Genomic DNA, 15,241 nt, shown 5'->3' with positions numbered 1-15,241 from the left:
GGTCAGAGCCCTTTCCGCTGGAAAGGGATCTGACCCCAGGGTCGGATCCCCCCGCCAGGGAGGGCTCCGACCCCACTCCCCATTCGTGATCCAGAAAAGAAGTCGTATTGCATGTCGCGTTGGCGCCCCCCCGCAGAAAAAAGCACGGCACTGATCACCGCCTCCGGGCATGCCCGGCTGAAGGCCGAACTGGATGAGCTGTGGCGCGTGCGCCGCCCGGAGGTGGTGAAGGCACTGGCCGCGGCCGCCGCGGAAGGTGACCGCTCCGAGAACGCTGAATACACCTATCGCAAGAAGCAGCTGGGCGAGATCGACCGTCGCGTGCGCTACCTGACCAAGCGGCTGGAATCACTGCGCGTGGTCGACACCACGCCGACCGACCCGCTGGCGGTGTTCTTCGGCGCATGGGTGGAACTGGAGAATGTGGACAGTGGCGAGACCAGCCGCTATCGCATTGTCGGGCCGGATGAGACCGATGCCGGGCTGGGCTGGATCAGCATCGATTCGCCGTTGGCGCGGGCGCTGCTGAAGAAGCGACTGGATGATGAATTCTCGGTGGAGCTGCCCGGCGGGCAATTCACCTTTGCGGTGATCGGGGTGGAGTACGCGCCGTTGTAGAGTCGAGTCATGCCCGACCTCGCTGCCGTTGTAGAGCCGAGCCCATGCTCGGCTGATGGGCAAACGCAGCCGAGCATGGGCTCGGCTCTACAACGGCGGCGGGTATGTGCGCCCTGCACGCAACGGGCGGAAATAATCGGCATTGCGATAGAAGGCGGAATCCTGCACGCCGTGCCAGCCAGGAATACCCGCCAACGGCAGGGGCCGCAGCTGCAGCGGATCGGTCACTGCCCTGCCTTCGGCAATGGCCGCAGTCACCGCGTCAACGCAGGCAGCATCGGCATCACCCTGCACCACCACGCACTTGCCCACCAGCAATCGCCCCGGCAGCAGTGCCTGTTCCATCAACGCGTGCCCGAATACCGTGGCAATGGCGATGTCACCGCTCTGCCAGCGCGTTGGCTCGAACAATGCAGGCCAGTCATGCCCATCCCACGCGCGCAGCAACGTGACATCCCCCACACGCACGATCACGCCGGTTTCGTCGAACTGGGTCAAGGCGGCCTGCGCGCGGTTGCGCTGGCCGGGTGGCATGGCTTCGATATGCCGGCACTGCTGCACGTTGAGTGCCCGCTTGAGCTGCGGGTGGGAGGCCCACACCAGCGCGTTGAACAGGTCGTGCCAGTTGTCGGCACGGGTGGCGATGCGCCCCTGCGCGATGCGGGCCTCGTAGTGCAGGCCATCGGCCAGCAACGCGGCATCCTGTTCGACCAGCTGCCAACCCGGCAGGGACAGGCGTGCGTCAAGCGCCGCGATGGACGGCCAGTGGGGGCCATCCAGCAGATCACGGAAATCCTGCAGCCCGGCAAACAGCGGCTGCGCGAACACCTGCGGATCGATCGCCGCACGTGGCGGCGGTACGAAGCGCCGGACGCCGCCCCCGTCATTGGCGGCGGTCGTCGCTGCGGTCACAGCATCTTGAGGTCGAATGCCGGGCGGGGAGCGGCGGGCAGCGCGTCACCGTACAGGTCGTGCTCGTCGCTCTCGGTGATTTCCACGTCGACGAAGTCGCCCACGCGCAGCGGCACCTGGTCGGCGTTCTGGATGTGCACCAGTCCGTCGATCTCCGGCGCATCGGCCCTGGAACGGGCCACGGCGATATCGCCTTCGATGGCGTCGACCAGGCACTGCTGCACGGTGCCGATCTTGGCCTCCAGGCGTGCGGCGGAGATCTGCGCCTGCTTCTCCATGAAGCGGGCCAGACGCTCCTGCTTCACTTCCTCCGGCACAGCATCGGGCAGATCGTTGGCGGTGGCCCCCTCGACCGGCGAATAGGCGAACGCGCCCACGCGATCCAGCTGCGCTTCGTCGAGGAACGACAGCAGTTCTTCGAACTCGGACTCGGTCTCGCCCGGGAAGCCGACGATGAAGGTCGAACGCACGGTGATGTCCGGCGCGATACGGCGCCAGTTCTGCACGCGCTCCAGGGTCTTCTCGACCGCACCGGGGCGCTTCATCAGGCGCAGGATGCGCGGACTCGCATGCTGGAACGGGATGTCCAGGTACGGCAGGATGCGGTTCTCGGCCATCAGCGGCACCACTTCGTCCACGTGCGGATACGGGTAGACGTAGTGCATGCGCACCCACGCATCCAGCTCGGACAGGCCTTCGCACAGCGCCTTCAGGCGGGTCTGGTAGGCCTTGTCGCGCCACATCTTCTCGGCGTACTTCACGTCCACGCCGTAGGCAGAGGTGTCCTGCGAAACCACCAGCAGCTCACGCACGCCACCACGCACCAGGCGCTCGGCTTCGCGCAGCACCTCATCCACCGGGCGCGAGACCAGCTTGCCGCGCATCGACGGAATGATGCAGAAGCTGCACTTGTGGTTGCAGCCTTCGGAAATCTTCAGGTAGGCGTAATGGCGCGGGGTCAGCTTGATGCCGTAGTCGGGCACCAGGTCCACGAACGGATCGTGCTTGGGCGGCAGTGCTTCATGCACCGCTTCCATCACGCTCTGGTAATCCTGCGGGCCGGACACCGCCAGCACGTTGGGGTACGCCTCGCGGATCTGCTCAGGGCGCTTGCCCAGGCAGCCGGTGACGATGACCTTGCCGTTCTGGTTCATCGCCTCGCCAATGGCATCCAGCGACTCGGTCACCGCCGAATCGATGAAGCCACAGGTGTTGACCACCACCACGTCGGCCGAATCGTAGGACGGGACGATGTCGTAGCCTTCCGAGCGGAGCTGGGTGAGGATGCGCTCGGAATCGACGAGGGCCTTCGGGCAGCCAAGGCTGACGAAGCCGACTTTGGGGTTCAGCTGGGACATGGAATCGCGGGACTCTGGGGGCCTGGGCCCCTGCCGGCATGGCAGGGGTTCCTGGGGGCCGGGGCCTGAAAGGGCGCCAGTATACCGGGCTTCGGGCCAGCGCCCTGAATCGCCGCTGCCGCCTGCGGCGCCTGGCCCGTGAACGGTCAGTACCCGGTCATATCCAGCACCACTGCAATCGCCCGGTCTCAGCCAGCGGCTGCTTCAATGGGCAGCGCTTCTTCCACCTCGATCGCCTCGAACCGGTACAGTGCCCCGAACTTCAAGGCATACGCATCCAGCGGCGATACCGGGATCACCATCTGCGGAAGAAGGTTCTCGCCCTCCGGCCGGAAATGCAGATTGACCACCCCCGACTGCTCCACTGCGCGGGTCAGCAGGACAAGACGTGCGTTGAACTTCATGTTGGATCTCCAAAAAAAGGGCCGCATCCACCGGCGGCCCGAACGGTTTTCATGCAGGGCACCCACCGCGACGGGCAGGTGCACGGGTCACCACACGCCCATGCGCACGCGCAGGCGTCCGGCTTCGTCATAGACCCGCCAGTTGCCATCGCTGTACTCGGTACGACGCCCGCCACCGGGGGCACTGACACTGAACGCGTCGGCCACCACATCGAAACGCGAGACCTGGCCGCTGGACGCCAGTTGCACGCCCCCTACCCGGCCATCTGCACGGACGTTGACCGACCACTGCGCGGAAGACTCGGTGCCTCCGGCCGACCAGGTGGGCGGGGCGGTTGCTGCCGCGTCCACCTGGCTGAGCATCGGGCGGAACATCCAGAAATAGGGCGTGTTTCCACCGGTGCCGATCACGATCACGCGAAAGCGAGCGAAGGTCGCCGTGGCGGGCGCCTTGGTGATCAGGAACGTGCGCGTCAAGCGGTCGAGCGTGATCGGGGTTCCGGTATCGCTCCTCACGCCCGGGCTGTGCACCAGCCCCAGGTGATTGCCGGCCGCATCGAAGAACGTCATCTCCAGCTTGGCTTCCACGCGATGGGTATTGATCCAGGCGGACGCGCAATAGGTCTTGCCGCCTTCGATGGCGATGTCGTACTCGGTTCCCCACCATGCCATTTCGCCTGCTGCGACGACGCCGGGCGTCACCGCGCCCAGCCCGAAGATCCCCTGCGGATGCCAGTTGTCATCGCCGGTGGGGTTGCCCAGTTCGGTCCACCGCCCGTTCGGATTACTGCCCCAGCCCCACCCCGAGCGCTGCCAGAAGGGGAACGTGGTGTTCATCAGCAGGTTGCCACCGGCGCCCAGATTCTTGACCTGCGCCTGCATGCTGGTGACCACGGCTGCATCCGCCTTGCCACCCAGTGAGGCCTGCACGCCATCGATCCGCCCGGACAGCGCGGTCAGTTGCGTACCCTGCTGGCTGACCTGGCTGTTCAGCTGCGAGAAGCCGCTGGCCGATACATCGCCCACCTGGGTCTTGAGCTGGGTCAGGTCACGCGCGGTGGTGTCCAGCTTGGTGCCCTGCTGGCTTACCGAGGTGCTCAGCCCCGTGATGGCCGAGGCATTGGCATCGTTGGCCACCTGGTCGGTGATGTCATAGACCTGGACGCTGTCCACCCGCACCTGACCGTTGTCGGGATGAACATAGAGGTTCAAGCGCCAGGCATCGATGCCGCTGTTGAAGGCATCGAAGTCGAACGATCGGGTCTCGAACGCCTCCACCGCGAACACGGCACGCAGATCCTGGTAGGACTGCTGGCCTGCCGCATTCTTGCGATATATCCGCACCAGCAGATTGTTGGCGCCGCCAGAACCGCAGGCGCGGACGATCACCCGCAGGCGGCGCGCGCCGTTGATCGGCACCCATTTGCCACCGTTGGCCTGCAGGGTCGGATTCACGTTCGTGTAGCGGTTGAGCAGCACACCTGGGCGTCCGTCGCCGTTGACCGTACTCCACACCGCCCCATTGGCCGCCGCCGATGCCGTCCACCCCCCCAGCCCTTCGGCGAAGTCGGGATTGGGCAGCAGGCCGCTTCCGGTGTTGAGCACGCCCTTCAGCCCGCTGGACAGGTCGGTGAGCTGCTGCGCCTGCGCGTCGACCTTCGTGCCCTGCTGATCGACTTTGGTGGTCAGCGCGGTCACCGCGGTGGCCGTGGCAGCGGCGCTCTGCTGCGCGGCGTAGGCGTCGGTGACATCGATCATGCGGATGTCGTCCACCTGCACGCGCACGCCCACTTCGCGCGCACCACTTCCTCCCGGAATGCTGACCAGCATCCGCCACTTCGCCGCAGACGCGGCGGTGTCCAGGTAACCGCTGACCTTGGTCCAGCCATCCTTGCGCAGCGAGGCCAGTGCGTAAGCCTGCAAGGGCCACGAATTCTCCGCGTTGGCTTCGTTGGTGGTCTGCCAGCCCACCCGGATGGAACCACCGGTCGGCTGGATACTGTCCGGATGCAGGCGGGCGTAGTACTCCACATAGATGCGGCGATTGCCGGTGATGGGGGTCCACTGCCCGAAGTACAGGTCCGCATTGGTGTTCGGGCTGGTGTTGGCCGCAACGTTCACGTCCAGACCGCGCTCACCGGTCCGGCGAGCATCGGCGCGGACGGTGTAGATCGTGCCCGCCGCACTGCCCAGCAGCTGGCCATCCTGGAACGTTTCGAACGCACCCAGCGGGAACAGGCTGTCGCTGCCATTGAGGACCGACTGCACGTCCGACTGCAGCTTGAGCACACTGGACGCACTGCTGGTGACACGATCGCCCAGCTGCACCACGTCGCTGCGCAGGTTGGCGATGGCCGTCGCGTTGCCGGCGATGTCCTGCGCATCGGTGATGTCGTAGAACTCGATCCGGTCGAACAGCACCTTGCCGCCGGCGTTGGTCAGATGCACCTGCGGCATGATCTCGTTGCGATCCTGCGCGGCAGACCATTCGGCCGTGTAGGTTTTCCAGGACGCATCGGACAGGTTCAGCGTCACGTCGGCATGGCTTTCGCCTGTACCCGTGGTTCGCACGCGCAACCGGCAGACCAGGGTCGCCGTGGCTTCATCAAAGGCGCGAGCCACCATCACCAGTCGGTACCGGCGCGACCGCCCCGCAACCACCGGCAACCACCGCGCGTCGTTGGCCGTGATGAAGGGGTTCTGCCCGGCCTGCGGCCCATGCGTCATCAGCAACGCATCACCACTCTGGCCCGATGCCTTCACCCACTCCACGGTGTTGGCCGACACGGTACGGGTCAGCGTCCACCAGGCGGCACTGCCAGCAAAGTTACTGTTGCGCAGCACGTTGTCGCTGCTGGTCACCGAGGTGTCGACCCGGGCGGCCAGGCTGGTCAGGCTGTCGGCGGCGGACACCAGGTCGGTACCGAGCTTGCTGACGTCGGTGCGCAGCCCGGTCAATGCGTCCGCATTGCTCCGCGCCGTACGATCGAGCATCGACGAATCCTGCGATCCGGTCGGCACGCCATTGAGCACGGTGACGGTCATTTCCACCCACATGCCAGTACGGCCGGTCTCCGGCAAGGGCGACAGGATCTGCCTGCCACCGCCGGCACCACTCCTGCGCCGCCCGATCATCACCAGCATCCGCGACCCCGACAGGGCCGCCAGGTTTTCCTGTGACAGGCCCGCGTCCAGCAGGCGGGTGCGCAGGCCACTGGTGTCGCTGTTGCTGGCACTACTGATCGCCCCCACTGCATCGGACGTATAGGCAATGAAGTACTGGTTGTCCTTCAGCGTCTGGTCGTACCAGGTGTTGAAGCGGGCCGACTCGCTCTGCAGATTGCCATGGGTATCGAACACCGCCGTATCGGTGATGCTGTTGTCCGCATTGATGATGCCCACCCGCAGCCCCCGGTTGGCGCCCATGCCCGGCACGATGCTGCCATTGGCACGGTACACACCCGATGCACGGGGGCCACCGGTGGGCCAGGCGAGGATATGTGCGTTGGCGATGATGTTGTAGGCCACCATGTTGCCGATGCCCGAGGCCAGCCGGGTGACGTCCTCGGCGGCACTGCTCAGCTTGCCATCGATCTGTTCCACCCTGGTCGACAGGCCACTGACCGCCGCAGCGTTCGCGTCGACATCGGTCACATCCTCCACCCACAGATCGTCCAGCCACAACGTGCCGGCCGTGCCATTGCGATTGATCGTGACCTTGATGCCCTGCACCGTGCCGGTAGGCGGCAACGTCACGAAGGTCTCGGTCTTGACCCAGTCCGCCGATTTCGGGAACGACTGCGTGGCGCCGCCCATCAGGTTGCCGTTGTGGTCGGCGACGCGCAGCTTGGTATTGTCGGCGGTGCCGTCGAAGTCCTCGCTGGTCCGCGTCCAGCACGACACTCGATAGCGACGGCCGGCGGTCAGGGTGATGACGCGCCCCTCATTGACCGCGGCGCTGACCACCGTATTGCTTCCGCCCGCATAGGGCTCCGCCTTCCAGCACAGGCTGTTGCCGCGGCCCTCGCGCACCACCGATGCTGCGGTGGTGTTGAAGAACGTCCAGCCGGTGCCAGCGCCCAGGTTGAAGTCGCCATTGAGCGCGAGGTTGCTGCCCGCGCCCATCACCGCTTCCATGCGACTCTTCAGCTGCACCAGGTCCTGGCTGCTGCTGGTAACCCGGCCATCGAGCTGCCCGACTTCGGTCTTCAACGCATTGAAGGCGCTGGATCCGATCTTGTCCCCCATCGTGGCATCGAGGCTGTCCACGCGCCGCCCCAGCGCGGTGTCAGCGGTCACCATCGCCTGCTGCAGGCTGCTGACACTGGCACTGGTGGCCAGCGCGCCGGTGCCTGCCGGCATCCGTGCCTGGAGTGCCTGGATCGACTGCGCGTTGACCTGGTCGCCACTCAGCCGTGCGGTCTTCTCGGCCGCGATCAGGCCCTGGCTAACCCCTGCCAGGTCACCGCCCTCGTAGCTGCCGCGCAACTGCACGGCCAGCGACTCGCGCCGGCCCGCTTCGCTGCTGTCTGCTGCGACGCGTGCAGTGGCTTCGTCCTGCAGCATGGCCACCGACGCACCCGGCGTCGGGCGACCGATCGCCACCCAGTCCAGCAGGAAGTAGTCGGCATCGGTCTGCGCCTTGGACAGATCCAGGCGGATCTGGTCGACGATGGTCCCGTTCCATGGAATGTTGTCCACGTCCAGCGTCGCGATGCCGTTGCTGTCATAGCTTGGCTCCGCGAACTGCACCATGCGTGCGTTGTCCCACGACTGGCCGGGACCATTCCACAGCAGGCGCCCGTCCCAGGCAGGACTGCCCACCTTGCGGATGCGCAGCTTGACGAAGCGGTGCGCCGCGCCCTGGACATCCTGGCCGCGCGGGCTCGTCACGAAGGCGTCGCTGGCATGGTTGGCCGGGCGCAGCCAGCCCTCCACCAGCGTCGGACTGCCGCCATTCGCGCCCCAACCTTCCACGCTGCTGTCGAAGTACCAGATGCGCTTGCTGTCGAACTGCACGCCACTGCCTGCCGACAGCTGGCTCACCATGCGGGTCAGGTTCTCCACATCCGACCGGCGCTCGCTGGTTTCGCGGGTCACCGCCGTGGTCAGCTCGGTGCGGGTATTCAGATCGCCGGCAGCACGGTCCAGCACTTCGCGCGCCAGGCCATCGGTGTTCGCCTTGAGCGCCTGCGCCTGCTGGTCCAGCCGTTCGGCCTGGCCGGCAAGTCGTTGGGCGCTGGCGGTGATCTGGTCCTGCAGGCGCAGCGATTCGCTACGCAGCGCCTCGGCTGCACGGGTGGCGGCGGCCAGGTCGCTGTCGATGCGGGCGTTGATTTCCTTGCCCAGGTCCTGCTTGACCGATTCGACCACACCGCCGATTCCCTCCAGCGTCTGCCCGGTATTGCGCCCCAGCGAGCGTCGCAGGTAGCGGGCACCGACGGACAGCACGCCAGCGGTGTTGCGACTGCGGCACGCAAACGTCCAGCTGCCCGCCTCTGGCAATACGGCTTCGATAGCGGAGGTGAAGAAGCCACCGGCATCGCCCAGCGGGGTCATGTGCTCCCACAGCGGGTTGTCGATACTGCCGGCGGTATAGCGGATTTCCACGCCGGCGAAATCAGCCGACTGCACGGTGTCGCCGGAGAAGCCCCACACATACCGGCGCACGCCACCGCTGAGCTCTTCGATGTCGAACAGATCGACCAGGACCGGCGGCGCATCGGCACCCAGCGTGGTGTACCGGGTGGACACGGCAACGCCGGCACGGCCATCGGGGCTGTACGGACGAACGACCACCGGATAGGTACCCGCTCCGGGAATCGCCCAGCTCGCTGATCGCGTGGTGGTGCGTGCCACTTCCTCCAGCGCGGCATTGCCGTCTGGATCGGACAGGACCCGCGTTTCGCCGGTGGGTCCACTGATATCGAAGCTGGCCTGCAGTTCGGTATGCACGCTGCCACCCCGGCTGACCTGGCGCTCGACCACCTTCAGATTGCTGGCCACCGGCCGGGTCTGCAGCGAGGATTCATTCGACGGCGGCACATACTGCCCGGTCCGCACGTAGTGCCAGAACTCGGGCCCCTCCTGCACCACCTCCACCGCGGCGCCCTTCAGGTCACCTTCCGGGCGGATGCCGGTCACGCGCACGCGGGTACCCGGCGTCTGCTTGAAGTCGTAGATCCAGATCGTGTCGTGTGCAGGATTGCCGTCGTTGTGGCCCGGCAGCGGTGCATCTGCCGGCCACGGATCGGCCAGCACCAGCCTGTCACTCGGCTCAGCGCCCGGAACCACGCGCAGTACGCGGTAGACACGCTCGCCTGGAATACGCAGGCCGATGAACGCACTGCCCAGCGAAGGTGCCGGGACCGTCTCGTCCAGTTGCAGCGTGGCAACGCCTGCAGCGTCGACGGCGGCATCGATCAGGCGGCCACCGAAGCCCCACTGGGTAAGGTCGTGCTGCAACGCCAGCACCGACAACCGCGAGTAGGCCAGGTGCTCGATGTCGGTGCTGTAGCTGATCGACTTGTATTGATAGACGCTCTGCGCCAGATGCCAACGCGCCAGCATCGCGGCATGGGCTTCGGAGCTGACGCCCTCACCGGTGATCTTGGCCGGATTGAGCATCACCTCCACGCCCGGCGCCGGCACGCGCAGCGTCGCCGCCTTCCAGGTGCGGCGGTCCAGGTAGCTGTACTCGATGCCGTCGGCAGCGTTGGCCAGGGTGTAATCGACCTGGAACTGGCCCTTCTTGATCGTGGCCATGTTGACCACGCCGGACAGGGGCTGCTCATCGGCCGCCCAGGCCACGCCCAGCCGGCCCTTGGCCCAGGTCACCTGGCCGAAGCCGGCCAGCGCGATGGCGTCGAGCACTGCCTGGTGGCTGCGCACCTCGGTCAGCCAGTAGTCGTAGCCCAGCGCGTTGTCCGCGCAGTGCAGCATGAAGGCTTTGAGGCTTTCGATATCGATGCGCCGGTCGGCCATGCCCAGGCCGGCGATGCGCTTGCCGTTCTCATCATGGATGCCACGCGCGTAGGCCAGGATCTGTGCGCCCGGGTTGCTGGTTTCCTCGGTCACCCAGCCGGCCGCTTCACCCTTCCACACCGGAATCGGTCGCGCATGAGCCACGCAGCGGATCTCATCCGGGGTGCCATTGAGCTGGCCGGACGCCTTCATCTGCAGGCCGATGGCAGGAATTCCGGCATGGCTGGCGTCGTCGCGCTGCACGCTGACCAGCGTGGTCCAGGTGAAATTCGCCTGCGCGCCACTGCCATCGGTGTTCTGCCCGGCCACGCGTACGCGCACGTCGTACTGGCCCAGCTCCACGTCGCGGCCGTAGCTGACGCGGCGCGCCTTCTGCGTGCGTCCCACGACGCTGTAATTGCCGAACGACTGCCAGGCATCGGAGCCGACCGGCCGGTACTGGATCTGGATCTGCTCGCGGTTGTCCTTGTCCTTGCCCTTGGACGTGGTATCCCACAGCCGGAACTCGATGTTCACCTGCAGGCGCAGAGAGTCAGCGGAGCTGGTGCGTTCCATCCACGGGCTGGCCACGTGCTTGGCATCGCTGCCGGTATCGAGCAGCTGCGCGCCTTCAATCACATCAGCGTTGCTGTACAGCGGAATCGCTTCGTCGGGCATCTGCGGGAAGCCGCGGAACCAGGTGCGCACGCCTTCGTAGCTGGACAGCGCTGAATCACCGTTCTGCAGGGCCTCCACCCGGCCAACGTTGATGCCCGGGCTGAGGGTCAGGCCGACGTACTGCTCATCGCCCTCGAACCAGGTATAGGGGCGGCTGATCAGGTCCGGAGCGAGGCGCGTGGAACCGAACAGCAGGCCCAGCGGTTCATAGGCGCGCACACGGTTGCGCGGCGCTGCCAGGGAATACGCCGTGTCGGCGACACCGCCACCACCGGGCTTGGGCGGCTTCGGCGTGAGAACCTTGTTGATCAGCACGCTGCCGGCCACGTAGACCGCGGATGCAGCCAGCGTGCCGTACGTGCCTGCGATGGCGCCTGCGCCCCACGCGGAACCGGCCACCAGCGTGCCGATGCCGAAGGTGAAATAGGTCAGCGCGATCATCGCCACCAGCGGAATCACCGCCTTGCCCACCACGCTGCGCACTTCGATCAACTGGCCATGACGCGGTCGCGTGTGCATCCACTGCTCGCGCGGCACCTCCAGCCCGTCAACGCAGACCTGCCATGCGCGGCCATCGAGCCCGTCTACATGGCGCATGAGGAATGCGTACAGGCTTTCACCCGGGCGCAGTTCGACCGGCACGTTGCGCTGGCCATCCAGCAGCACCGGGTGCGGGGTGATGATGAGGCGGCCGTCGACCGCCGGTTGTGGTGTCAGTTCCATGCGTAGTATCCCTCGATCCTCAGCCCAAATCCGGGCAGGTCACGAACGCGGTGCAGCACGCTGCAGCCGTTCGTTTCGTTGCTGTGCAAGACCCAGCCCTCATGAGCCAGGAAAAAGAAAACCCCGGCGTGGCCGGGGTTGTGTTGTCCGCGTTCGATCATCAGTACCAGGTCGCCGTCCTGTGGAGGGCCCTCGCGAGGTACCGCCTGCGCGCGCGACAATGCGCCCAGCTCGGCCGAGCCGCGCCGCCCGCGCGGCCGGCGTCCGGGCAGTGCCACTTCACGGGCGAACAGCGCCCGCTGCACCTGCATCACCAGGTCGGCGCAGTCGCACGCTGCTTCGTCATAGGGGATGCCCACCCATCGCTCGACGTCGACCAGGCGCATCAGAAGATTCCCGGCAGCGTGAACGGATTGGCATGCAGCAGCACGGCCTGCTGGCGCATCAGGAAGTCGACACCACACTGGGCACTGACCGTGCGCGTGTTGACCGACACCTGGGTCATCGGCAGGTCGTACTCGGCCTCGATGGCATCCGGATCGGCGCGATCGGTCAGCATCAACCGTGCGGTCACCATCTCTCCGGGGGCAAGCCCTTCCAGGTCCTCGGTGAGTGCGCGGCCGATGTTGTCGATCACCAGCTGCGCGCGCGGTGCCTGTCCACTGACATCGTCGGGAAGCTGGAAGCCGAACGGTGCGGCAATGAACTCCTTGCCGTTGCTGGTCCAGTTGACGTTGTCGTTGACGATCCGCAACACCTCCGGCATCGACGGCGCCGACACTTCCAACAGCATCAGCGGTCCCTGGGTGTCGGCCAGGCGCTGGCGGCGCTCATGGAAGGAACTCATCGCATGTACTCCAGTACAAGATCGCGCTTGGAGAAGCGGAACCGGGTGTTCAGTGGCACCAGGCGGCCGATGCCCTGCGGGAAGCGGGCGCTGATCGGCTGCCCGGTCCGCGGGTGCTCCATCGTGAACCAGCCGACGCGACCGACATCGTGCAGGTACCACGCTTCGAATGCCTCGGCGTCAGCCGCGGTGCGGAACTGCACCGAGGCGTACACGTTCTTCATCACCCGGCTGTTGAGCGCGCGCATCTTGCTGGGGCCGCGCTCCATCTCGGTCCGCTCTTCCGAAGCGACGATCTCCTCGCCGTAATCCGCAAAGCGGATTTCTGCATATTCTGGCCAACTGCTCATCCCACTGCCTCCGTCCATCCGTATCGGGCTCGTCCAATGGCGCCCAGCTCACCACCGTTGAGGCTGTCGCCCACGATGTCGATCACCAGCCGCCGTACTTCGCTGCCATCGGGCATGCGCTGCCGCTCTTCCCGGGTGTTGACCCGGCTTTCGCCGTAGTTGTTGATTTCCACATTCATCCCACCCTCGCCGGCACGGGCGATCGGTACCTGCACATAACCCCCGCTATCACCACCGGACAGGCCATTGCCGGTTCGCAGCGAAGTGCGCAGGGCGAAGAATGCCGATGGGCCGCCGAGCGCAGCCATGTCTTCCTGGCTGAGCACGCCCTCGCCCTTGTGGACGATGCCGGCCGGCTCGTACTTGCCCCCTGGGCCCGTGTACCCGCCGATGGAAAAACCGGTGATCTTCGGTCCGAACATCTGCCCGATCGAACTGATCAGCCCACTGACCATCTGTTTGGCTGCCACGCGCGCCAGATCGGCGATGATCGAGTCGGCGAGGTCGGAGAAGGACAGCTTTCCGGTCTGGGCAAACTTGACCAGACTGTCTTCCAACCCGCCCAATGCATTACTGAAGACGCCGTGGCTCAACTCGGCGGCATTGGCCGCGGCATCGGCATAGTCCTCGAACGCCCGCATTGCGCCGTTCTTCCAATCGGACTGGTATGCCTTCTTGTTCTCCTGGAACTCTGCCTCGCGTTGCAGTGACTGTTCATGGAATGCATCGAGCTCGGCCAGCCGGGCTCTGTAGCGCTCCGACTCGATGACCTTGCCGTCCTCACCACGCGACTCGTCGTCCAGCGCGCGCTTTCGATTGTCCCGATCCTCATCCAGAGCGGAACGGCGTTGCATGCGATCCACGCTCGCTGCGCCATGGCCGATGCCGAACAGCGCCTGGTCGTTGCCGCGCTGCTGTGCATGCGCCGCCTGCTGGAGCTCCCGCTGCAGCTTCAGCAGATCCTGCTGGGCCTTCTTCGACGCTTCAGCGGCTGCCGCTTCCTTGGCCAGGGCCACCGCGGCGTCCAGCGAGGCCTTCACCCGCAGTTGCTTCTGCTCGCTGAGCTTCTTCTCGGCATGCTCCATCTCGTCAAGGAGGGTGACCTGCAGCTTTTCCGCCTCTGTCATCCCCTCCTTCAGCTTCTGCCGCACCCGGTCCTGGGCGATCTGCTTCTCGATGCGATCCATCAGCCCGGCGTACGCATCAGCCTGCTCGTGCACGCCCCTGACCGACTGCTGGGCGGCCTGCTGCCGTTCGCGGAACTGGGCCTTGCGTTCGATGTCGGCCTTCTTGCGCGCGGCATCCCTGTTGAACTCTGCGCGCTGGGCCGGGTCCATCTTGTCCGGGCCGCCCCTTGCGTTGATCTCCGCGCCGCGTTCAGCCATCCAGGCCGCGTACTCGCCACGGGTCAGCCGGATCCACTCGACCTCGTCCCGCCACGCCTCTCCGCGCATGGCGCCCAGCATGCCGTTGAAGGCATCGGTCGCCTTCAATGCGTTCCATTGCGTCGCACCCAGAGACGCGATGAGCTGGTCAAGCGTCTGGTTGTCCACGTTCTGGATGGCCGCGGCAATCGCATTGAACAGCTTCTCGTCGAGGGCGCCCCTGATCGTTTCTTTCAGGCCCCGGAACTTCTCCTGGACCGGCGCGACCTCCGCCTGGAACGCTTCCAGGTTCGCCCTGGCCTTCTCCAGCTCGGCGTAGTCCGAGGCTGCACTCAGGCCCGCCCCTTCCCGTCCCGATCGCTGGCCATGACTCACTCGGCCTTCCCAATGGACGACCGAGCCCTGCAGCGCCTTCTCGCGTGCCTCCAGTTCGCGCAGCGCCCTGGCCTGCTCATGCAGCGTGGCGACCGCCTGCTCCAGGGGCAGCGTGCCCGCGCCCATGCCCAGGCCGGCCTGGTCCATCGAGAACGACATCTGCTGCAGCGACTGCATCTGCTCCTTGTACTCGCTGCGCGCACGTTCGGACGCCTTGACCATGTCCAGGTACGCTTCGCCCAGCTTCTGCACCGACGCGATGGCGATGCCCCATGGGCCACCGGCGGCCGTCAGCAGGCCGCTACCAAGCTCCTTCAAGCCGCTGCCGAGCACATCGCCGCCGACGTTGGCCTTTGCCTTTGTCGCGGCCTTGCCCGTTGCGCCCTCCGGTGCCGCATGCACGCGCGCCAGCGCGGCGGCCGTCCGCTCGGCCTCCGCGCGCAGTGTCTTGAGATTCTGCGTTGCCAGGCGGCTGGCCTCCGCCATTGCGGTACGGAAGCCCGTCGTGTTGACCCGCAGTACTACGTCTAGATTCTGGTTAGTGGACGCCATACGCGTTCCTCCAAGAATGATGAGGGGCCCCGCAGGGCCCCAGGTTCGATTGCATGCCACGCATCGGAGAAGCAAT

The 15,241-nt window shown here is 66.0% G+C and carries 9 protein-coding genes; 1 reads left to right on the top strand and 8 read right to left on the bottom strand.

What is annotated here, in order from left to right; translation table 11 throughout:
• Window positions 1–111 precede the first annotated feature (111 nt).
• The gene (greB, locus tag J3A72_RS09110) at window positions 112–618 is read left to right on the top strand and encodes a transcription elongation factor GreB (RefSeq protein WP_014647900.1); all 507 of its coding nucleotides are present in this window, start codon (window positions 112–114) and stop codon (window positions 616–618) included.
• Between the two features lie 87 nt (window positions 619–705).
• Here the strand turns inward: greB and J3A72_RS09105 are convergent, their stop codons facing one another.
• From J3A72_RS09105 to J3A72_RS09070, 8 genes are all read right to left on the bottom strand, one after another.
• The gene (locus tag J3A72_RS09105; protein ID WP_075075888.1) at window positions 706–1,530 is read right to left on the bottom strand and encodes a DUF3025 domain-containing protein; all 825 of its coding nucleotides are present in this window, start codon (window positions 1,528–1,530) and stop codon (window positions 706–708) included.
• The gene (rimO, locus tag J3A72_RS09100) at window positions 1,527–2,888 is read right to left on the bottom strand and encodes a 30S ribosomal protein S12 methylthiotransferase RimO (RefSeq protein ID WP_049442367.1); all 1,362 of its coding nucleotides are present in this window, start codon (window positions 2,886–2,888) and stop codon (window positions 1,527–1,529) included. The genes J3A72_RS09105 and rimO overlap by 4 nt, the downstream gene beginning before the upstream one ends.
• Window positions 2,889–3,076: 188 nt before the next feature.
• Entirely contained in the window at window positions 3,077–3,376 is a 300-nt protein-coding gene (locus J3A72_RS09095) for a hypothetical protein (RefSeq protein WP_209572007.1), read from the bottom strand.
• Between the two features lie 3 nt (window positions 3,377–3,379).
• Window positions 3,380–11,656 carry a host specificity factor TipJ family phage tail protein gene (locus tag J3A72_RS09090; RefSeq protein ID WP_075075889.1) on the bottom strand — a complete coding sequence of 2,759 codons (8,277 nt, stop codon included), beginning with the start codon at window positions 11,654–11,656 and terminating at the stop codon, window positions 3,380–3,382.
• Window positions 11,647–12,042, bottom strand: a complete 396-nt coding sequence (locus J3A72_RS09085) for a hypothetical protein (RefSeq protein ID WP_014647904.1) — start codon at window positions 12,040–12,042, stop codon at window positions 11,647–11,649. The genes J3A72_RS09090 and J3A72_RS09085 overlap by 10 nt, the downstream gene beginning before the upstream one ends.
• Complete coding sequence (locus J3A72_RS09080; protein WP_014647905.1) at window positions 12,042–12,503, bottom strand: DUF1833 family protein; 462 nt, start codon at window positions 12,501–12,503, stop codon at window positions 12,042–12,044. The genes J3A72_RS09085 and J3A72_RS09080 overlap by 1 nt, the downstream gene beginning before the upstream one ends.
• Window positions 12,500–12,853 (bottom strand): hypothetical protein, encoded by a 354-nt coding sequence (locus tag J3A72_RS09075; protein WP_014647906.1) that lies wholly within the window; start codon window positions 12,851–12,853, stop codon window positions 12,500–12,502. The genes J3A72_RS09080 and J3A72_RS09075 overlap by 4 nt, the downstream gene beginning before the upstream one ends.
• Complete coding sequence (locus J3A72_RS09070; RefSeq protein ID WP_345776747.1) at window positions 12,850–15,225, bottom strand: phage tail tape measure protein; 2,376 nt, start codon at window positions 15,223–15,225, stop codon at window positions 12,850–12,852. The genes J3A72_RS09075 and J3A72_RS09070 overlap by 4 nt, the downstream gene beginning before the upstream one ends.
• Window positions 15,226–15,241: the final 16 nt, after the last annotated feature.

The sequence above is a fragment of the Stenotrophomonas sp. PvP093 genome (assembly GCF_017876915.1).
Lineage (GTDB): Bacteria > Pseudomonadota > Gammaproteobacteria > Xanthomonadales > Xanthomonadaceae > Stenotrophomonas > Stenotrophomonas muris.
The sequence above is the reverse complement of the archived record's forward strand: the minus strand, read 5'-3'. Positions and strand labels throughout refer to the sequence as shown.

Coding starts and splice junctions, on each gene's coding strand:
- greB (WP_014647900.1), top strand. CDS start 112: ATGTCGCGTTGGCGCCCCCCCGCAGAAAAAAGCACGGCACTGATCACC.
- J3A72_RS09085 (WP_014647904.1), bottom strand. CDS start 12,042: ATGCGCCTGGTCGACGTCGAGCGATGGGTGGGCATCCCCTATGACGAA.
- J3A72_RS09080 (WP_014647905.1), bottom strand. CDS start 12,503: ATGAGTTCCTTCCATGAGCGCCGCCAGCGCCTGGCCGACACCCAGGGA.
- rimO (WP_049442367.1), bottom strand. CDS start 2,888: ATGTCCCAGCTGAACCCCAAAGTCGGCTTCGTCAGCCTTGGCTGCCCG.
- J3A72_RS09075 (WP_014647906.1), bottom strand. CDS start 12,853: ATGAGCAGTTGGCCAGAATATGCAGAAATCCGCTTTGCGGATTACGGC.
- J3A72_RS09090 (WP_075075889.1), bottom strand. CDS start 11,656: ATGGAACTGACACCACAACCGGCGGTCGACGGCCGCCTCATCATCACC.